Source organism: Beijerinckia indica subsp. indica ATCC 9039 (assembly GCF_000019845.1).
Taxonomy (GTDB): domain Bacteria; phylum Pseudomonadota; class Alphaproteobacteria; order Rhizobiales; family Beijerinckiaceae; genus Beijerinckia; species Beijerinckia indica.
In genome coordinates, this window is record NC_010581.1 from 1,913,403 (window position 1) to 1,932,372 (window position 18,970).

Here is an 18,970-nt window from a genome sequence, read left to right on the forward strand (position 1 = left end):
TCTTATTCATTGCCGTGACGCGCCGCGCGTTACATCAGAAGAACTCTTAATCGATGAAATTCGCATCGCCGCCCTCTAGCTCGGCAGGCCTATCATCCAGTACCGCTACAACCGTGCCTGGACGCATCAGCATATAAATATATTAAATTTATAGAAAATATAAATTTATATATGTCAAGAGTGTCATGAAAATATTTCAGATCGACGCCATAAGGCGTCAATTTTAAAAATTGCGCGCGAAACGGATCCGCCTGAACCGCTGTCTGGAAGTGCTCATGCCCATTGGGCAGGATGATCGGAGGCTGTCATGCCTGAGAAAGTTCACCGATATGAAGTGAGGTTGAGGTGGTCAGGGAACAGGGGCTCAGGAACCGCTTCCTATGGAAGCTATGGGAGAAGCCACGAACTCCATGTTCCGGACAAGCCTGCAATCCTCGGATCAGCGGATCTGGCTTTCCGCGGCGAGGTGGACCGGTGGAATCCCGAGGAACTGCTGGTTGGGTCACTCTCAGCGTGCCATCAGCTTTGGTATCTGCATCTCTGCGCTGATGCCGGTATCGTCGTGGTTGCTTACGAAGACCAAGCAGAAGGCCTTATGATCGAGGACGCTGATGGAACCGGCCGGTTCTCGCAAGTCGTCCTTCGGCCATGTGTCACGATTGCGAGAGGCTCAGATTCTGCCCAAGCGCTTAAACTTCATCATGAAGCCAATGCCAAATGTTTTATCGCGCGGTCGATGAATTTTCCTGTCCTGCACGAACCTACAGTGTCCATGACCGAATAGTCCAATCGGAATGCTCCAAAGGCCCAAATGTACCCTCTTCTTCACGCCACACGTCATACCGTAGCACGGCACTCACCAAACCGACCCAAGCACCACAGTATACAGTCCCTCGCATTATGAATTTTTGCGCCGAAACATTTGGACGCTTGTCAATAAGCTGATCATTAACAAACATATCGTCCCATCAATGATTTCGTAACGATCATTCGTTGCTGTATCCATGCTCAACAGGGCCAGTAGATCCAATCCGATACAGCATCCAGTGGGTGGGAAAAGCCAACCATTTCGAGTCAATCGTTTGGAAGCTGTATATCTTGCTCTACACAATACATCATTTTCACGTGATATACGTAATTATTACATGTTGCAGGATAGTTCTGTAAGTTGTAGCAAAGTTTCTGGTACAAAAATAATGCGTATTACGGCGAAAGGATTTCTTAATGGCCAGCACAACGGCGGAGCTCGAGGCGCTCCTCATGCAGCGGTCGCTGACCGACCCGCACCTTCTCGCGGAGGCATCCAAGGCGGCGGACTTCCAGATCCTGCCGGACGCCACGGTGATTAAGATCGGTGGTCAGAGCGTTATCGACCGTGGCCGCGCGGGTCTCTATCCGCTCTTGGACGAAATCGTCGAGGTCCGCAAAAGCCACCAATTGCTGATCGGAACCGGCGCAGGGACAAGGGCTCGGCATCTGTATTCGATTGCGGCGGGGCTTAACCTGCCAGCGGGTGTGCTCTCGCAGCTCGGCGCCTCTGTCGCTAATCAGAACGCCATCATACTGGGGCAGCTCCTTGCAAAATACGGCATCCCGGCCGTAGAGGGTGCAGGGCTCTCGGCGGTTCCGCTTTACCTCGCCGAGGTAAACGCTGTCCTCTTCAGCGGCATGCCACCCTATGGCCTCTGGATGCTCCCCGCTCCCGGCGATGTCATCCCGCCTTACCGCACCGACGCTGGATGTTTTCTCATCGCCGAACAATTCGGCTGCAAGGCGATGATCTTCGTGAAGGATGAGGACGGCCTTTATACAGCCAATCCAAAAACCTCCAAGGATGCCAAATTCATCCCAAAAATCTCAGTTGACGAGATGAAGGCGCAGGGGCTGCACGACTCGATCCTCGAGTTCCCGATGCTCGATCTGCTCCAGCAAGCACGCCACATCCACCAGGTTCAGGTTGTGAATGGCCTCGTCCCCGGCAACCTGACCCGCGCGCTCGCTGGCGAGCACGTTGGCACCATCATCACCGCGCGCTGAGGAACCATTGTCATGACCAACGCTGCCAACACCATCAAGCATGTCGCCTCGCCGCTCGCGCGCCAGACCCTCCTCGACCGCGACCTCACCCGCCCCGTCTCCGCCAAGCGCCCGATCCGACTCCTCCCCTGGCTACAGGTCATAAAGATCGGCGGCCGCTCCATCATGGATCGCGGTCCGGAAGCGATTCTTCCGGTCGTGGAAGAGATCCGGAAGCTCCTCCCCGAGCACCGCCTGCTCATCCTGACCGGCGCCGGCATCCGCGCCCGCCATCTCTATGGCGTTGGCCTTGATCTCGGCCTGCCGGTTGGGTCGCTGGCCCCGCTCGCCGCGACCGAGGCTGGTCAAAACGGCCACATTCTCGCGTCGCTGCTCGCGCCAGAGGGCGTCTCCTATATTGAGCACCCCACCGTCGCGAACCAGCTTGCGATCCACCTCACAGCCGCCCGAGCCGTTGTGGGCAGTGCTTTTCCCCCCTATCACCACCATGAGTTCCCGACGTCGCGAATCCCTCCTCACCGGGCCGATACAGGCGCATTCCTCATCGCGGATGCGCTGGGAGCGGCCGGTCTCACGATCGTGGAGGACGTGGATGGGGTGTATGACACCGATCCCAATGCCCCCGGTGGCGAGAAAGCGCATTTGCTCAAAGAGACGCGTGCGGCCGACCTTGCCAAGGTCGAAGGCACCTTGCCTTTCGACCGTGCTCTTCTCGAAGTCATGGCAACCGCGCGCCAGCTCGAGCGCGTGCAGGTCGTGAACGGGCTCGTGCCGGGCCGGATTACCGCCGCACTGCGTGGCGAGCATGTCGGAACGATCGTCCATACCGGTGCGCAAGCAGCGTAATCGGCGACCGCTTCGGGGTCGATCAGACTCTTTTGAGAAGCAAGCAGTCACTCGGCAGGCTGATCTTCACGGAGATCAGTCGCATACTCTTTGGCAAACACCAAACGGAGGCCGGTGAGGAGAAATTCTCGCCGGCCTTTGCCTTCCTATCATACGCGGGGAAACATTTGTGATCCGCTCATTTTTCTTCTCGCTGAAAGAGCTAAGAAGCTACGCGACTGGAAGGTCGTCTTCTTTGTGAAAGGACGAGAGAAGCATTGCGCTGCGTGCTTCTGATTGCGCAATCAAATCTTGAAGCCGCTTCCAATGACTGAGGAAGATCATGGCAACAGCGGCATTCGAGATCAGTCCGGATTTGAGGCCACCGAAATCCGCCGCGATCGCGCCCATGGTGCCAATGAAATTGGCCGTATAGACCACGCGATAATCGGCTTCGATCCGGGTGCGATGAGCGCTTTCAATCGCCTTGAGCGGAACAAGGCCCGCCAGTCCTGGTTGAAGCAAGGTGACGTCAGCCGCATCCGATGCCACGCTGGCAAGCCCGCCCACGGAAATGCTGATGGTACTCGCCTTGATCAGGGAAATCGATCTGGGCGAAGCGCCATTGCCAATCCATACCGAGTGCCCGCCGAGATCTTCGAGCACGCGAACTTTTCCGGCCTGGTCGAGATCACCGAACACCTTCGAGATGCCTATTGTGTCGGCTTTCGCTTCGGCCTCCGCTTGGGGGCGGCTGGACATGTGGATGAATTGGGCTTTCCTGCTGCGCTTCTTGAGAGCCGCGATCACGTCCGTCGCTTCCAACTTGCCCTGACGACGGAAGATCAGAACACCGAGCACGACGCCATCTCGTAATACCCAAAGCGGACGCAGCGACGGGTCCGCAGACGTGGAGATCCTGCTCACATCCCCAAAATCGCGGTGATCCGATACACCAGCAAAAGCCTGAAGCCTGTCCGTGACATCCTGCGGGATACGGGTTTCGGCGGAAGCGATATAGGCCGGCGCCGCTATCTCGATGAGATGACTATGATCATCGAGATAGCGCACAACGCCGGCATGACGAGAACCGTTGCTGATCGCCGGAATCAGGGTGCCCCGCCGGCTGCATTCGGTCACAAGAGCCGTTGTGCGCTCATTATGGAGACCGGAACATGCCGCAGCGGCATAGCCGAGAACCGTATCTTCTGAAAACCCGTCAGCCGCGATGATTGCAGAGACTTCGATCGTTCTCCGCTCCAGATCGCAAGCATCATCGAACACATAAGTATCGGCCGAGGCGAACTGATCGAGCACGGAAGGGTTGCGAACAAAGATGCCCTGGCTCAATCCGTTCGCAAGATTATGCAGCGTGGTCAATTGGGTCGTCATCAGCGGAGCTGTCACATAGTCAGGACGCATGATGCCCTGAGACCGGTGGATCACTCCGGTGACGGCGAGATTAATGGCGGCCAGAGCCAAAGCTGGCTTGGCATTACGGTCCGCGATACGCTCCACCTCATCGGATGAAGGCAATCGGCCGATTTGCGCATGCGGCAATTGCGCGCCGATAGAGCCAGCGGCCGTGTCCTCCCCAATGGTTTCAACGCGTAAGGTCAGATATCCGGCACGAATAAAGCTGGTTGCGAAGACCCGATCGCCCGGCGCTTTATCTATAACGTCGATGCTGCCGGAAAGAGACTCCTCATCCACCGCGGCGAAGCCCGAAACTACGACGCCATCGACAGGCATCATCTCACCCTCACGCACAAGGATGAAGTCACCAGGGGCAAGCGCGTCAGTATCGATCTTGATCTCGAGACCATCCTCCCGCAAGAGGCGCGCGACAATGGAGCGCCGTCGATGCGCGGCAAAGAGGCGGCGTTGTGCGCGCTTGGCCGTTGCGTAGCTAATATGCCTCCATAATTGGAGCAGCGTGGCGGCCACGGTCGTCGCGAAGGGCCGCGCGCTGATCAGCATCAACGTCAATCCCATGGCGCGCAGCGCGGGAACACCGATATGAAAATGCGTGAGCTGCTGTAACGCACGCATCAGATTGGGCGCGCTATAAAGAGCGACACCCAAAATGGCGAAAGGCTTTACGGCGGGAACAAAATATTGCCCTGTATAGGAAAGCGCCAGCAAGCCACCCGCTACGGCCAATCTTTTACGGGATGGTGGCGCTTCCAAGCCATGCAACAAACGCGGCCAGGATTTTTCGAGCTCACGAACCAGGCGCTCCAACTCTAGCCTATCAGGGTCGAAACGGATCGATACACTTGCGGTCAAAATGCTGGCGCTAAAGGTCTCGATCCCGAGAATGACCGCAAGCTCTTCCTCCAGACGATAGGCGATGTCCTTGCGATTGAACAAAACCGGATGGACGAGACGTACCTCGCCATCACTCAATTGGCGGACACGCCAACTGGATAATGAGGAGCCGACCCGAAAGATCCGGAGCGGCGCCACACCTGCTACCGGAAGATAGAGCGCATCCACGTCGAAAGGTGCCGGATTGACCCTGTCAGCCGAGGAGGCAAGAGAGGCTGAATCCGCATCGCCTCCTCGCAAGGCACGGCCGAGCTTGCGCAAAAGCGTGGCGGCATCTGCCGATGCCCGATAGTGGAGCCGTCCAAAAGCATCCTGTTTACGGATTTCTGCCTCCGTGATTTCCGCAACGCTGAAAGCACGCGCCAGGAATTCACGAAGGACAGAATCATTCGAATTGGCAAAAAGGGAATGGCTCCAGATCGAAACACCCAGATGTCCGGGCGAGATCTTTATAACAGGCTGGGAACCTGCGGCACTCGCACCAAGAAGCCAGGGCTCACCGGTCGAAATGGTTCCGCGGCTGCTACCGGTTTTTCTGGTTTCTCTCGGAAAGGTCTTATGAATTGCCATGATGCGCCGCTTGATGACATTCTCTTCAATTAAATCATATCTATAGACCTAACTAGAGCATGACCAATTGACAATGTGGCTCATGCGCAGGTTCATCGACACCCACGCTGCATTTTAGAATGAATAAGCCCGATCGTCGTGCAAAATCGAAGGTCCCAAGCCATTGGTCGCAGGCTTGAACGGTGCAACACTTTCGAAGTCTCATATTGCCCTAAGCAAGCGCGCCGTCTTCATTGAAAACCGACAGGATCGACAATGCCACGAGGGCAACCGGGATCGGTTGGTGACGAGGCAGCGATCAAATTGGCGAGCGAGGCATTTTCGTCGATTTCGCCGACGAGGCCGATCGTGAGCTCGCCGATCAGGTTTCGCGTCCCGTCTCGCTTACAGGCAACACGCACGCGATCCCCCGCGCCATCGCCAAAACTATCGTCGAAAGCGTCCTTGATCTGCTGAATCGTAATTTCGGACCCGATGTGACTGGCAAACAGCCCGCGCACCTTGGATGTATTGAGTTGGTTCGCGAGCGTGAGAGCGCGTGAAAAATATGTGTCGGCGGTCTCCCCGTTGAAGCAGGTGCCGTGTTTGATCCATTCATGGCGTTCCAGATGAGACATCATGCCCGGCATGACTTCTTCCAGGCTCTTGCGTGTCGTCTCATCGAGATTCGGCTCGGGAAGTTTGTCCCAATCACCATTTTTATCCGCACTGACGAGTTCCGGCGAGACGTGACAGAATATATTCGTCAGGGGCTGCGGCCAAAGGCCATGCAAAGTGAAATGATCGGTATCGAAACGATTGGCTGTCTGCGTCTTGCACTCAGGTTTGTCAGGCTTGCCTTCGCAGAAAGCCGGCTGCCAGCTTATGGCGAGAACATATTCCGCCTTTTGCGTCGGACGCCCGCCTCCGGTGTCTGGTTGAAAAACCACGGGGCCAGGGGAAACCGAGCCATCAACCGGAATGACATATTCCCCACAGGTCACGGCGACCCAGCGCCGCAGAGGGTCCGCGCCCTCGACTTCGATCAAATAATGCGACGCCGCTGGTTTATTCTTTGCCGTGAGGGGATAGGCATAATGCTCTTTCGTCGTGATCGAACCGGGATTTGTGTCTTTCTTGATCGATTGCAAAGCCGGACAGGCCTGCCCCGCGATGAAATAACCGGACAGGGGAACATCCGCCATGGCTTGACGGATACAAAGCGGTGTGGCGAGCAACAAAGCGCCGATCAAGATCTTTTTCATAGTCCCCCCTTGTATCGCGATCTCGATATTGAAGGCTGATTATTGATGATAGCGTAGAACCGGAATGTATCATTGAGAAGACAATAAGGGGGCTACCAGAAATCCAGCAATGGTTGTACGATGGCCTTCTCACGGAACAGATCTTCATGCCCATAATTGCATTCGGCAACATCAGTCATTCGATAATTCGATCCAATCATGGGAATTCGAAAAGCAAGGTCACCGCGTCGAGATCAATGTCAACGGATTCTTCATCGTCAACGATCTGCAATTTGCGTTGAGCACGACACTCGACGGTCTGGACATCGGCTATTCCTAAGCCTCTCATTGCACGCGGCCTTGAGCAGGCGACAATCTCTCAACTGCTCGTCGCTATTGGAGAGGCCACATGTCTGCTATTTCATAGCTTAAAAATGCTTATGCTTGCACCTAAAAGCTTTATCCAGCACCAGTTTTCCGTATTTTCTGTTCTGTATTTCAATCGAAAGAAAGACAAACATTGCTCTGCATGGGTCTTGCCGGAAACAAATCTTCTCATTACGCTCGAGCTGTCGTTATGACATAGTTTTGTTCCAACGATAATTTTTAGGGGAGAGACAAACCATGAAAAAGTCGGCAATCGGTTTCGTTCTGGCGTGCCTGCTGGTGCCAGCCTCGGTTCAGGCGCAGATCCTCGTCGACACCACTCGTATCACCTGCGACGACTATCTGGCTATGTCAGCGGATGATTCCAAAATCTTTTCAGCCTGGTTGAGCGGCTGGTTCAATCAGAAGGCGGGTTACACAACGGTCGATTTTGATGCCTATGCACGCAACGTGGCGAATGTGAAGCAATGGTGCGCTTCCAATCCGAAAGAATCTGTGATGGCCGGACTTACACGGGCCGTCGACAAAGCAGCGAAGTGAATCATCAAGCCGAACGGGGAACACAAGATGCGTAAACTTGCTCTATTTGCTGCAGCGATGATGACCATTTCCGCCATTCCAGCCAAAGCACAAGTCATGATCGATATGTCGCTCGTGACATGCAAGCAATTTCTCGATTCCGACGCCGAAAGAGCCGCCATTCTCGCTTCATGGATGGGCGGTTATTTCAGCGCCAGCAAGAATCTCTCGACGGTGGATTTACGTTACGTCGAGCGAAACACGAAAAAGGTCATCAATTATTGCGAGGCCAATAAATCAAAAACGCTCATGAGCGCGGTGGAAAAAAATTACCGTTGAGAAAAGATCCAACTTTTTCAAAGCCACGCTTGATCTGAGAAGGGCTTGAACGCGGCACAGTTTCTCTGCCGAAGCGTATCGGGCCAAATGTGGAAGCTGGTCTTGCGTAGCGATACGCGGCAAAAAGGCTTAAAGCGGGATAATTGTTCGAAACCAATTCATCCCGCTTCAAAATGAATGGAACTCGGCCTCTTCATTCCAAATTTTCGGAGTGACCTCCTATTTGGCTCCGCGTATTATATTTGAGTGCCCACGCGAGCCTAAACAACCTCGCAGTCAGGTCATCACATCGGGGCTTCCCGGCCGGTGCACTCCGGATCCCGGCAATGGCATCGGCCGCTTGGATGAGGGGCGCTGGCTTTTTCGGCGCCGGATCTCTTGTCGACGCGCCTACGATAGTCCGGCACAAGGCCCGCCCTCATTCGGGCCTGAACCTCTCAGACTTACACCTCGATCGAATCCTCGTTGCGCTGGACATGATAACGCCGCAAGCCATCACGCAAGATCCGGTTGTCGCCGACGAGCACCGGGAGGCCGTGGACATCCTGGGTCAGATCGATATCGGGATCGAAGCCGCTTTCAATCAGAATATCCTTGCGGCTGATATAGAAACGGTTCTTCTTCGGCCCATGAAATCCATGCAGCACTGTGCCAGAAACGCAGCCGATATCCTGTTTGACAGAGAGCTCACACCGCCGGGCAAATTCCCGCAAGCGTCGGATATAGCCTGCTGACAGCGGTGTGGCGCGTTGATCGTTCAATTCTTTCTCGGTGATACTGTCGAGCTTGCCACAAAAGCCGAGTGCCATGTGATAATCGGCGGAACCCGTCACCATCCAATCAATCAGACGGCCGATTCCGCGCAAAGCATCGCGGCGGATCGCCCAAGAATATCCATAGTGCTGTCGCCAATCCTTCTTGCCCTTCCCCGTCGTGAGCAAGGCACGCGATTGCCGCTTTTCCCCATAGGCTTCTTCAGGCATATCGACATCGCCGGCAAGCCAGGCCGCGCAAAAACTGCGATCAATATCATGGCCCCATTCATTGGTAAGACATTCACCATTGGGGCCAAGATCCATTGAATGCGACCAGGTTTGCCCGACACGATAATGCTGCAACATATGCACGGTCTCGGAGGCCCAATCGGCGCGCACATGCCGGATATCGGCATCTTCCCAGCAAATATATTTCGCATCCTCCGGCAAATGGCCAATACCAAGATTGACGAGCCCTTCCTTCAGCCAAAGTTCTTGTTCCGGCCCTCCACGGACTTGCACGATCTTGACATGGCGAAGCGTTGAATCATTGGGATCAAGTTCGTAGGCGCGCTCACCGAAAGCATGTTCGACGACCGTAAGTTGAACACCGGAATCGAGCATGTGCCCGATCCATTCGCGCAGCAGCCGGATACGGGACTGATACCGGCGCGCATTCGAATAAACACCTACGACATGAAGCAAATTGGAGTGCATTGACAAAGATCCGGCGGTGGGAATGAAATTGTGGCGAGCAAGGCCTCTGCCTAGAAAAATCTCGACCTTTCGCCATCATAAGCGATGACACCACCGGCCAGAAAGGCGCTGGCGAGGTGGCCGCGCTACCGGAAATCAGGGATCAGACTGGACGCACTCTCTGATCGCATACGCCGTCTCGATCGAGATCGAGCCTCCCGAGGAGGAAAATGGCACGGGCTTCGCCTGGAGAGAAAGCCACAAGACCGGCCGCGTCGAAGCTCAGCCGATCGGCTATCACCTTTCCCTCTCATTGTACGCAAGGATCGCCATGACCAAGAAGCGCACTTATCGCGACCCGAAGATCGTCGAGGACAATGATATTCCCTTGAGCGAAGCCAAGGCCCTCAGCACGCATCCGGCTGTCCTCGCGGCCATCAATGCCGTCGCGACCGAAAGACGCCCTGCCCTGACGATCTGGAAAAGTCCCACTGGTACGGAATGCGACCATATCGTGATGGCGCTTGAAGAATATATCTATCTGGGTGATTTCGAAGCCACGGCGGATAATTGCTACGCCTGGGACGCGGATGAAATCCGTCTTTAGAGCAATTTGAGCGAACTCCGTCTTCCCGGAGCTTAAAACTTAAAAAAGCGAACATTCTGGAACAGTGATGATCCAACACTATAAATGCTCAGAGCGCATACGCTACCCCATGAGGGTGGTGTATGCGCTCCGCTTCATCAGAAAATGATCTCAAGAGCCAAGCGATACGAGTGACGATCAAGCCGCTTCGACCACCTTTTTGCCGGCACGAGCGGTGGCGGAAGTCGGCACCTCGACCTCGACTTCCAGCGTCGAAACGGTGTCGCCTCGCTCCATTTTCACATTAACCTTTTCCGGTTCCATCGTGACATGTTTCGCGATGACTGCGAGGATTTCCTCCCGCAGGATCGCGATCAGATCGGAACGGCCAATGACCGCGCGCTCATGGGCGAGCAGGATTTGCAGCCGCTCACGGGCGACGGGCGCCGACGTTGGGCGCCTGAAGAAATCGAACAGACTCATGCGGCCCTCCGTCCGAACAGCTTGCCGAGGAGGCTGCCCTTTTTATCACGGGGCACCGACATGGTGACCATCTCTCCGGTCAAGCGCCGCGCCGCGTCCTGATAGGCCCGCGAGGGGGCGCAACCGGGATTGTTGAGCGTGACCGGCGCGCCAACATTGGACGCCCGCAGAACCTCCTCGCTTTCGGGAATAATGCCGAGCAGCGGGATGGAAAGGATTTCGAGAACATCCTCGACAGCCAGCATTTCGCGACGCTCTGCCCGCATGGCGTCATAACGGGTCAAGAGGAGATGCTTTTCAAGCGGCTCGCCCTTTTCGGCCTTGAGCGTTTTTGAATCGAGCAATCCGATGATCCGGTCGGAATCGCGAACGGAAGAGACTTCGGGATTGGCGACGACCACGGCGAGATCGGCGTAACGCATGGCGAGGGTCGCCCCGCGTTCGATCCCGGCGGGGCTATCGCAGACCACCCAGTCGAACTTTTCCTTCAACTCGGCGATGACCCGGCCAACCCCCTCTTCCGTCAAGGCTTCCTTGTCGCGTGTCTGCGAAGCCGGAAGCAACGAAAGATTATCCAACCTCTTGTCGCGGATCAGGGCTTGAGCGAGCTTGGCCTCGCCCTGCACGACATTGATGAGATCGAAGACCACGCGGCGCTCAGCGCCCATCACCAGATCAAGATTACGCAATCCGACGTCGAAATCGACGACGACCACCCTTTGACCCATTTGCGCGAGCGCTGTGCCCAGGGCCGCGCTCGACGTCGTTTTGCCTACTCCGCCCTTGCCGGACGTCACGACCAAAACCTTGGCCATTCTGGCCTCCCCTAGAGCCACTTTCAGAAAGTCACAGGACTTGCTGAAAACCACACGTTAAAATCAAGAGAAGCGGACCTTCCTGACGCCGGCCGTCCTCGCAAACACATCAATCCTGGATGGACACCATCAATCGATCCCCTTCGAGCCAAACCTGGACAGGACGCCCCAGCAAATGCGGCTCGACGGTGTCAGCGGTCATGTAATAGCCGTCGATCGACAACAGCTCCGCCTCGAATTTCCGGCAAAAGATTCTGGCCTTGCGCCCTTGCGCGCCCGCTATCGCGCGCCCCCGCAAGGCGCCGTAAATATGGATCGAACCGCCGGCGATGATTTCCGCACCCGAGGCAACCGAGCCGACGACGATCACATCGCCCTCAAGATGCATGATGCTTTGACCGGAGCGTACCGGTGTCTCGATCAGCAAAGCACCCGCAGATTCGACATCATGCGCGTCGCCTTCTTGGATCTGGCTATTGATTTTGCCGGAAGCCTGCGCTTCCTCGCCGGCGAAGAGATCGATGACATTCTCGCGCCGGCCGCCGCGCAGAACCGGCGGCATTTGCAGGTCATGGCCCGAAAGATCGGCCCCTTCGAGGCCCATGATGCGAATGCCCCGGGCACTGAATTCCTGCAAAAGATCAGCAAGGGCGGATCGGCTCAGGCTCAAATTCGAGACATCGAGAACCACCGGCCGGCCCTGAAAGAAACCAGGCGAACGCTGAATCCATTCATCAAGATCGGTGAACCAAGCCGCGACCGGGACCTCCGGCGCCAACACCATGGCGTGGAAGGAACGGCCACGAAAACGAAGGGAAGGACGGGAGCGAACCGCAGCTGTCACGAAGGGCGCCTCTCAGAATCTGTCCCTTCATCTAAGCAAGCTGTGGTTAATTTAGCGTTAAGAAATCTTTACGCTTCGTTATACCAGCGATCATCGAGATGACCGCTGAACCAATGATCAACATCCCTCATTCAAGGGATAATCGTGCCGCCGGCGCTATTTTCCCTCACCAGCTATCAGCCGTGCCCCAAATAGCCACCATTCTGATAGATCAGCGGTGCCACATCGCCTGTCGTGAGGATCGATTCGACCTTGCCAATGACGATCGTATGCGTGCCATAATCGAACAGACCATCAACGGTGCAGAACAGATTGGCTTGGGCATCGACGAGAAAAGGCACGCTATGCTCGTTATCCTGCCAGCTCCCAAAAGCGAATTTATCATCGCATTTGAGAAAACCGCCGAAGGCATTCGAAATATCGACATGCTGGTGATGCAGGAGATTGACACAGAAGGGCGTGCCCAACTGAAGGATGGAATGGACACTTGTCGTGCGATTGACGCATACGAGAACAGCCGGGGGCTGCGTTGTCACTGATGTCACCGCCGTCGCGGTAATGCCGAAACGTTCCTTGTCCTTGCTGGTCGTTACGACGGTAACACTGGCGGCGAGCCGCCGCATCGCATTCTTGAAAGCGGCAACAAGGTCTGGAGCGGCGGAAGCCGGAAGCGTTTCTGCGGTTGTCATAATCCCTCACGCGTTGAAGCATCTGATCCCGACTGGAGCACCCCTTGGGATCGATTGATCGGTTTACAAAAGCCTCGAAGGTCGCTTTGATCCTGATCAGAAGTCTGGTCTCAGATCATGTCATGCGCGGCGGAAACCGGGCCGGCGAACGAGCGCCTGATCATAAGATCTCGCCCCGCTCGGACCAAGCCAGATTTTTGCTCCACGCCGTTGAGCGTTTCTGCACGATTCCCGTTCCGATGTCCTGCCAGTCCCTCTCGATGAGAGTGGGCCAGCTGGACCTGAGGCTGTGCCTCAGGACAAGGCCTCCGGATCGAGACCTCCGGCATTCTCGGCATTGCGTTCGAGTTCATGGGCGATGCCGAGCGTCGCCAAGGCTGCCACCACCAAGCCGACGGAAAGCCAGGGCAAATGTCCATAGCTCATGCCCGAGGCCAAGGCCGCGCCACCCAGCCAAGCCCCGGCGCCATTGCCAAAATTATAGGAACTGTGAATCAATGAGGCTCCAATATTGGGTGCCTCGCTTGCCTTGTCGATAACCCGCGCCTGCATGCCAGGGCCATTCGCGAAACTGACGAAACCCAGCAGAAAAATGGTCAGATAGGTGGACGGGATAGAAGTAGCAGAAAACGCGAAGACCGCATAAAGGGCACCGAGTACGACAAATGTCCCGACGATCGTCGTCATTTGGCGCCAATCCGCCAGCCGGCCACCGACAAAAATGCCGAAAAAGGTTCCACCACCAAAGAGCAGAAGCGCGCTCGAAATCTGGGTTTCATCCATGCCCGTCACGGTGGCGAGCAGAGGCGAAATATAGGTCAAGACACAGAACAGGCTCGCGGCGATAAAGACACTGGCTAAAAGTGTCAGCAGGACCTGCGGCCGGCGCAAGACGATCAATTCATCGACCAAACGGCCAGCCGCTCTCTCCTGACCTTTCCTCGGCAACAGAATGGCCAAGGCAATGCCGGCCACACCAAGGAAAGGAATAATCGCCCAGAATGTCGCACGCCAACCTTGTGCGAGGCCGATCATCGTGCCGACCGGGACACCAATAATATTGGCCAATGTCATTCCTGAAAACATCAAGGCGATCGCCTGACTGCGGCGATGGGGCGGAACCAAGCTCGCGGCGACGACGACGCCATTTCCGTAAAAGGCCGCATGGGCGAGAGCCGTGAAGATCCGCGCTATCAAGAGAAGAGAAAATTGCGGCGCCAGGGCACAAAAAAGATTGCCGAGGAGAAACAGGCAGAGAAGCCCGAGCAAGGCGGTTTTTTGCGGCAGACGAGCCGCCAGCAGAGCAACGACCGGCCCCGCGAATGTCACCGTCAGGGCATAGGCAGTCACCAGGAGACCGGCTTGCGGAATCGTCACCGTGAGATCACGGGCGATTTCCGGCAAGATGCCCATGATGACGAATTCACTCGTCCCAATACCAAAGGAAGCCAAGGCCAGCGCGAAAAGAGCGAGGGGCATGTATAATCTCAAGGAAGGGTGGCACGACACGGCACCAGACCGAGGTTCGGGAGCGGATCCGATGCATCTTCAGGTCAATGTGTTCCTTATGCATTTTTGACACAAAGTTTCCAACCGAAAACAAAAGCCCTGGGCGGACCAGGGCTTTGTTATCCTACGGATTCAAACTCGATTCTTCGTGTTTACAAGAAATGATCACGACAAATTGAGTTGAGAGATCAAATCCTGTTTATCGGCGATGACATGAGCCTTTTTGATATCGTCCCATGCCTTTTCGATCAGGCTCGTGTCGTTTTCCAGGACACCATAAGCGACCATATCGTCGACATAGATCGCCTGCTCCTTCTCGGACAAGGCGAGCTTCTTGCCGACCCATTGAGCAAAGCGCCGATTCCGTAGCGTCCTTGCGCGAAATAGCTCATCTTGTTGGTTTACGAAGAGGCGTTCGTAGGCTTTTTCACGATCCTCAAACATGGACATTTCATTTGCTCCCTTATCGGCTGAAGGGAGTTTCATGACGCGGCCACACCAAGCCCGAAATCAAGCCTCGAAAAGGGTTCACGAGATCGATCCATGGCTTGCCATGGGAAACACGTCCTCCTTGCAGCCTTTGGCATAAAACGACAGCGAGACGGAAAAGTTGCAATTCGTCCGGCCAAGCAAGGGGTTGAGCATTTCTTAAATCTGCACGCGCCGCTGAGACGGTGGGCTGCCGTGTTTGCGCAAATGACGAGCCGCTTGTTCCGCCGCGATGGGGTCGAGAAAACGGCATCCTTCCAGCGCGTTGAATTCACGGGTCGCCGCAAAGAAATTGAAAGTCTTGTCTTGCCGGTCGCGCGCGACGATACCTACTGTGCTCCCCGCGATTTGAATAGCATAAGCGTCCGACATGAAACCTCCTCTAGAATCAAGACCGTCGGATGGACGAAGCCATGCGGTACGGTAATGCCTCTCTGTGACAGTTTTCGAGGGACCCGGGCGGATCCTTTAATTTCATAAAGTCTATAATTTTTGTATATTATAGTCAAGAGGCTCCTCAATATGCCAATCCAAGAGAGACGACCGTGACATTGAACCAGAAAACGAAAAGGCCTCGCCAATGGACATCCATCGGCAAGGCCTGAAAAACGAAGCGGCGTTACAGCATCAAACCAAAAGGAGACGTCTCTCCAGGGAGAAATTTGACGCAGGATTTTCGGTTAAATGGGGGACGGCCGCGTTAGTCGAAAAGGCTCGAAACGCTCTCTTCCTTGGAAGTCCGGCCGATCGCTTCGCCGATCAGGGGCGCAATGGACACAACCCTGATATTTTTTGCGACGCGCACTGCCTCCGTCGCCAGGATCGTGTCCGTCACCACCAGTTCCTTGAGAGACGAGGCCGCGATACGCGCGACAGCGCCTCCGGACAGAACGCCATGGGTGATATAGGCATAGACTTCCTTGGCGCCATTCTTCAGGAGAGCTTCCGCAGCATTGCAGAGGGTGCCGCCGGAATCGACGATATCATCAACGAGAATGCAGCTCTTACCAGACACATCGCCGATAATATTCATCACTTCGGATTCGCCGGCCCGTTCCCGTCGCTTATCGACGATCGACAAGGGAGCGTCGATGCGTTTCGCCAGCGCGCGGGCGCGGACCACACCGCCGACATCCGGCGAGACGACCATGACATTGCTCAATTCCAACCTTTCCTTGATGTCACGGACCATCACGGGCGCCGCGAATAAATTATCGGTCGGAATATCGAAAAAGCCTTGAATCTGGCCAGCATGAAGATCGACGGTCAGCACGCGGTCGGCGCCCGCGCGGGTGATGAGATTGGCGACCAGCTTCGCCGAAATCGGCGTGCGCGACCCTGACTTGCGATCTTGCCGTGCATAACCGAAATAGGGAATCACTGTCGTGATGCGTCTGGCCGAGGCCCGACGCAAGGCATCGGTCATGATCAACGCTTCCATCAAATGGTCATTGGTTGGAAACGATGTCGACTGAATGATGAATGCGTCCTCGCCGCGCACATTTTCCTGAATCTCGACGAAGACTTCCATATCGGCGAAGCGCCGAACCTGACATCTCGTCAGGGGAATACTGAGATAGGCGGCAATAGCCTCGCTAAGAGGACGATTGGAATTTCCGGCAAGGATGATCATCGCATTCGACATTCCGACGCCGAAGCAAACCTGACTGGTTTGCCTCTAGTTGAACATAAACGGCCTCGATTTTCCCTTTAAGAAAGGACCATCGATCGCAACGATCGCCATAGACGACCGTTATAAGCGGCGCCAGTCATCCAGATCTTGTTCCGAAAGCAATGCTAAAAAATATCACAGCCACTTTCGGCGCCACGGTTCGTCCTACTTGATACGCGTCCAGGTCTCGTGACCACAGATGCCACCATTGGGGACGCAACCATCGATCCGCAGGACGCCCTGCCCCGCCAGGGAAACGGTTGCCGTGTAGATCTGCCCTTCCTCGGCATTATAGACGTATCCGCTCCAGATATTGTCGCCATTCGGTTTCAGGCTGATCAAGACCTCGATGCCCAGCACCGAGCGATTACGTTTGGCCGGATCTGGATTCTTCACATCCTTACCCGGAGCATCTTTGGTCGAGGCCACGAATCCACAGATCCCGCTGCCGCATTTCTTGATCTGCACAGTCGCGCTGCCGTCGGCGACACGCCATTCGCCGATCGGATCGGCATGCGCAATCCCGCCAAGCGCCAGAACAGCCAAGGTGGAGATCAGAAAACGTTTCATCAGCTTCTCGCTTTCTCAAAGAATCAAGGCCGGTCAGCCGGCCAAAGCAGGATTTCAGTCTCCGCCCATGGCGGCATCTCGAAAATCTTGCGAAATTTCAAGAATTTGGAACATCAAACCAGAGGAACTGCGCCACCTTCATGATAAGTTCGATGTGTTTTCAAAATCTTGAAGCACAACTTTCAAATCCCACTTAAGGAATAATACCCAAGAGGCGAACGACGCATTCGGAGAGACCTTGCCCGTGAGAGGTAAGGTTGGCCGAGCACGCGAAAAAGGCGCTTCTGAAAAAGGCGCTTCTCAAGGGCGTTTCACAGAGAGGGGGATAATTCATGGGACATTGACAAACCGATAATCGAAGGCCGGTAAGCCCGTTTTATCGAGACATTCCGCGGGAGCAGCAACCGAAAAACCACCCTATTCCTGCATGCAGCATGAACACGGTGCTCTGTCCGGCCCAGATGTCGATTCCACATTCCGTGTCCACGCTGTAGACCAACTTCATGGGAAACGGCAGTGGTTCTATCAAGATTTTCTGTCAAGTCAAAAGATTGCAAACGCCTTCGCAGGCTCAAGGGTTGAACAGCAGCTCGTTCAACAAGAAAGATCATGAAAAGCGAATAGAGATTGTTTCGCTAAATGCATGATACTATTGTTTCCAAACCTTGGATTCATAGACAATGCTGTCTTGTCCTGTGATCAATAATAGCGGCCCTCATGGAGAGGCCCGAAAACGCTGGCTCCGATGCTTTTAGAATTGGTGTGCTGCCGAAAGGCAACACCATCAAACCAAGAATTCTGATGCTCTAGCGAAACCTGGAGCCAGCTGTGATCTGGTTTGATGGCGTCGTGCCCACGGCACGGCCTTCCATGGGGGCCGATCTCGGCCCGGTATCGGCTTGCGCCACCATGGGTTGCGCTTCGGGCATATTGCTCAGAAAGGCTGCAAGGTTTTCTGCTGCGCTCGTCGAAAGATCCTGCAGCGTTTGATCGGTTATGGCTGACCAGGGATCGGCGACACCGCCTTTCAGCAATCGTATATTCTTCATGCGCTGCAAACGCTGCTTGCCGGAATCGAAAATATCCCAGACCGCCGCGACCAAAATGTCCCCGTCTTCCGGCGTCGCGCTCAAATAGCCGCGCACCAGATAATGGGCTTTGGCGCTGTCGATAAGTTCGATGTCCCGTTTCTCGGCGGCCTGGCCAAAGAAATATTGGAACCGGTCAGCAACGGGAGCAGGTGCACCATTGAAACTGGCAAGCGCCACGCTTGCCCCGCGCGGGCTCATGCCTTCCTTACGTGGAATGCGCATATCAGCCGACCCGATCGGCGGGGCCTGCGTCGTGGATTGGACACAACCGGAAACGAGCCCCGCAAGGACACTGGCCAAGAGACAGCCAAAGACACTGGCCCGGAGCGGCACCTTGCCAAGGAAAGAAACACGCTGGGCGCGCGCGCATGAAACCGATCGATCCATGATCTCCCCGCCACTGAAAAGGTGCGGCCTAACCGCTTCTTAATCTCCTGTTCACAGCTAAACCGATTTTTAACCAAGGTCTAGCCGCAAGCCTGGATCAAGCTCGCGCAGCAGCGGTACTACATTCACAGAAGGCTGCAGTCTGAACCACGA

19 protein-coding genes are annotated in these 18,970 nt (G+C 55.3%); 6 read left to right on the forward strand and 13 right to left on the reverse strand.

Translation table 11 applies throughout. The annotated features are described in order from the left end of the window. Positions 1-307 precede the first annotated feature (307 nt). The 3 genes from BIND_RS08575 to BIND_RS08585 all read left to right on the forward strand — a co-directional run bounded on the left by BIND_RS08575 (position 308) and on the right by BIND_RS08585 (position 2,883). A complete protein-coding gene (locus BIND_RS08575) occupies positions 308-784 on the forward strand; it encodes an OsmC family protein (protein ID WP_012384680.1) in 477 nt (158 codons plus the stop codon). Between the two features lie 440 nt (positions 785-1,224). Beyond that, the gene (locus BIND_RS08580) at positions 1,225-2,037 is read left to right on the forward strand and encodes an amino acid kinase family protein (RefSeq protein WP_012384681.1); all 813 of its coding nucleotides are present in this window, start codon (positions 1,225-1,227) and stop codon (positions 2,035-2,037) included. A gap of 12 nt (positions 2,038-2,049) precedes the next feature. Beyond that, a complete protein-coding gene (locus BIND_RS08585) occupies positions 2,050-2,883 on the forward strand; it encodes an amino acid kinase family protein (RefSeq protein ID WP_012384682.1) in 834 nt (277 codons plus the stop codon). A 210-nt stretch (positions 2,884-3,093) separates the two neighbouring features. Here BIND_RS08585 and BIND_RS08590 read toward each other — a convergent pair whose 3' ends face one another. Beyond that, on the reverse strand, positions 3,094-5,763 hold the full coding sequence (locus BIND_RS08590) for a P-type ATPase actuator domain-containing protein (RefSeq protein WP_012384683.1): 2,670 nt from the start codon (positions 5,761-5,763) through the stop codon (positions 3,094-3,096). Between the two features lie 230 nt (positions 5,764-5,993). Beyond that, a complete protein-coding gene (locus BIND_RS08595; RefSeq protein WP_012384684.1) occupies positions 5,994-7,007 on the reverse strand; it encodes a ribonuclease T2 family protein in 1,014 nt (337 codons plus the stop codon). A 603-nt stretch (positions 7,008-7,610) separates the two neighbouring features. On the opposite strand from BIND_RS08595, the gene BIND_RS08605 reads away from it, so the two are divergent. Both BIND_RS08605 and BIND_RS08610 read left to right on the forward strand, forming a co-directional pair. Continuing rightward, a complete protein-coding gene (locus tag BIND_RS08605) occupies positions 7,611-7,913 on the forward strand; it encodes an HdeA/HdeB family chaperone (RefSeq protein WP_012384685.1) in 303 nt (100 codons plus the stop codon). A gap of 27 nt (positions 7,914-7,940) precedes the next feature. Further along, positions 7,941-8,231, forward strand: coding sequence for an HdeA family protein (locus BIND_RS08610; protein WP_012384686.1), 291 nt, complete (start codon positions 7,941-7,943; stop codon positions 8,229-8,231). A 443-nt stretch (positions 8,232-8,674) separates the two neighbouring features. Here BIND_RS08610 and BIND_RS08615 read toward each other — a convergent pair whose 3' ends face one another. Then, positions 8,675-9,703, reverse strand: a complete 1,029-nt coding sequence (locus BIND_RS08615; protein ID WP_012384687.1) for a hypothetical protein — start codon at positions 9,701-9,703, stop codon at positions 8,675-8,677. Between the two features lie 310 nt (positions 9,704-10,013). Between BIND_RS08615 and BIND_RS08620 the strand changes: the two genes are divergently transcribed. Beyond that, on the forward strand, positions 10,014-10,289 hold the full coding sequence (locus BIND_RS08620) for a hypothetical protein (protein ID WP_012384688.1): 276 nt from the start codon (positions 10,014-10,016) through the stop codon (positions 10,287-10,289). 177 nt (positions 10,290-10,466) lie between these two features. Here the strand turns inward: BIND_RS08620 and minE are convergent, their stop codons facing one another. The 10 genes from minE to BIND_RS08670 form a co-directional block, all read right to left on the reverse strand. After that, complete coding sequence (minE, locus tag BIND_RS08625; RefSeq protein WP_012384689.1) at positions 10,467-10,751, reverse strand: cell division topological specificity factor MinE; 285 nt, start codon at positions 10,749-10,751, stop codon at positions 10,467-10,469. Next, positions 10,748-11,566, reverse strand: a complete 819-nt coding sequence (gene minD / locus BIND_RS08630) for a septum site-determining protein MinD (RefSeq protein WP_012384690.1) — start codon at positions 11,564-11,566, stop codon at positions 10,748-10,750. The genes minE and minD overlap by 4 nt, the downstream gene beginning before the upstream one ends. 109 nt (positions 11,567-11,675) lie before the next feature. Continuing rightward, entirely contained in the window at positions 11,676-12,410 is a 735-nt protein-coding gene (gene minC, locus BIND_RS08635) for a septum site-determining protein MinC (protein ID WP_012384691.1), read from the reverse strand. Between the two features lie 176 nt (positions 12,411-12,586). After that, entirely contained in the window at positions 12,587-13,099 is a 513-nt protein-coding gene (locus tag BIND_RS08640; RefSeq protein ID WP_012384692.1) for a flavin reductase family protein, read from the reverse strand. 294 nt (positions 13,100-13,393) lie between these two features. Next, complete coding sequence (locus tag BIND_RS08645) at positions 13,394-14,578, reverse strand: MFS transporter (protein WP_012384693.1); 1,185 nt, start codon at positions 14,576-14,578, stop codon at positions 13,394-13,396. 195 nt (positions 14,579-14,773) lie between these two features. Further along, positions 14,774-15,058, reverse strand: coding sequence for an ATPase inhibitor subunit zeta (locus BIND_RS08650; protein WP_012384694.1), 285 nt, complete (start codon positions 15,056-15,058; stop codon positions 14,774-14,776). 198 nt (positions 15,059-15,256) lie between these two features. Further along, a complete protein-coding gene (locus tag BIND_RS08655) occupies positions 15,257-15,469 on the reverse strand; it encodes a hypothetical protein (RefSeq protein ID WP_012384695.1) in 213 nt (70 codons plus the stop codon). Positions 15,470-15,797: 328 nt separating this feature from the next. After that, positions 15,798-16,730, reverse strand: coding sequence for a ribose-phosphate pyrophosphokinase (locus BIND_RS08660; RefSeq protein WP_012384696.1), 933 nt, complete (start codon positions 16,728-16,730; stop codon positions 15,798-15,800). 204 nt (positions 16,731-16,934) lie between these two features. After that, the gene (locus tag BIND_RS08665) at positions 16,935-17,339 is read right to left on the reverse strand and encodes a DUF2147 domain-containing protein (protein ID WP_012384697.1); all 405 of its coding nucleotides are present in this window, start codon (positions 17,337-17,339) and stop codon (positions 16,935-16,937) included. An 806-nt stretch (positions 17,340-18,145) separates the two neighbouring features. Further along, positions 18,146-18,817: a hypothetical protein gene (locus tag BIND_RS08670; RefSeq protein ID WP_012384698.1), complete on the reverse strand. Its 672-nt coding sequence runs from the start codon at positions 18,815-18,817 to the stop codon at positions 18,146-18,148. Positions 18,818-18,970: the final 153 nt, after the last annotated feature.

What these genes read in the sequence shown, in the direction of transcription:
- BIND_RS08575 (WP_012384680.1), top strand. Translation starts at nt 308, where the DNA reads ATGCCTGAGAAAGTTCACCGATATGAAGTGAGGTTGAGGTGGTCAGGG.
- BIND_RS08580 (WP_012384681.1), top strand. Translation starts at nt 1,225, where the DNA reads ATGGCCAGCACAACGGCGGAGCTCGAGGCGCTCCTCATGCAGCGGTCG.
- BIND_RS08585 (WP_012384682.1), top strand. Translation starts at nt 2,050, where the DNA reads ATGACCAACGCTGCCAACACCATCAAGCATGTCGCCTCGCCGCTCGCG.
- BIND_RS08590 (WP_012384683.1), bottom strand. Translation starts at nt 5,763, where the DNA reads ATGGCAATTCATAAGACCTTTCCGAGAGAAACCAGAAAAACCGGTAGC.
- BIND_RS08595 (WP_012384684.1), bottom strand. Translation starts at nt 7,007, where the DNA reads ATGAAAAAGATCTTGATCGGCGCTTTGTTGCTCGCCACACCGCTTTGT.
- BIND_RS08605 (WP_012384685.1), top strand. Translation starts at nt 7,611, where the DNA reads ATGAAAAAGTCGGCAATCGGTTTCGTTCTGGCGTGCCTGCTGGTGCCA.
- BIND_RS08610 (WP_012384686.1), top strand. Translation starts at nt 7,941, where the DNA reads ATGCGTAAACTTGCTCTATTTGCTGCAGCGATGATGACCATTTCCGCC.
- BIND_RS08615 (WP_012384687.1), bottom strand. Translation starts at nt 9,703, where the DNA reads ATGCACTCCAATTTGCTTCATGTCGTAGGTGTTTATTCGAATGCGCGC.
- BIND_RS08620 (WP_012384688.1), top strand. Translation starts at nt 10,014, where the DNA reads ATGACCAAGAAGCGCACTTATCGCGACCCGAAGATCGTCGAGGACAAT.
- minE (WP_012384689.1), bottom strand. Translation starts at nt 10,751, where the DNA reads ATGAGTCTGTTCGATTTCTTCAGGCGCCCAACGTCGGCGCCCGTCGCC.
- minD (WP_012384690.1), bottom strand. Translation starts at nt 11,566, where the DNA reads ATGGCCAAGGTTTTGGTCGTGACGTCCGGCAAGGGCGGAGTAGGCAAA.
- BIND_RS08640 (WP_012384692.1), bottom strand. Translation starts at nt 13,099, where the DNA reads ATGACAACCGCAGAAACGCTTCCGGCTTCCGCCGCTCCAGACCTTGTT.
- BIND_RS08645 (WP_012384693.1), bottom strand. Translation starts at nt 14,578, where the DNA reads ATGCCCCTCGCTCTTTTCGCGCTGGCCTTGGCTTCCTTTGGTATTGGG.
- BIND_RS08650 (WP_012384694.1), bottom strand. Translation starts at nt 15,058, where the DNA reads ATGTCCATGTTTGAGGATCGTGAAAAAGCCTACGAACGCCTCTTCGTA.
- BIND_RS08655 (WP_012384695.1), bottom strand. Translation starts at nt 15,469, where the DNA reads ATGTCGGACGCTTATGCTATTCAAATCGCGGGGAGCACAGTAGGTATC.
- BIND_RS08660 (WP_012384696.1), bottom strand. Translation starts at nt 16,730, where the DNA reads ATGATCATCCTTGCCGGAAATTCCAATCGTCCTCTTAGCGAGGCTATT.
- BIND_RS08665 (WP_012384697.1), bottom strand. Translation starts at nt 17,339, where the DNA reads ATGAAACGTTTTCTGATCTCCACCTTGGCTGTTCTGGCGCTTGGCGGG.
- BIND_RS08670 (WP_012384698.1), bottom strand. Translation starts at nt 18,817, where the DNA reads ATGGATCGATCGGTTTCATGCGCGCGCGCCCAGCGTGTTTCTTTCCTT.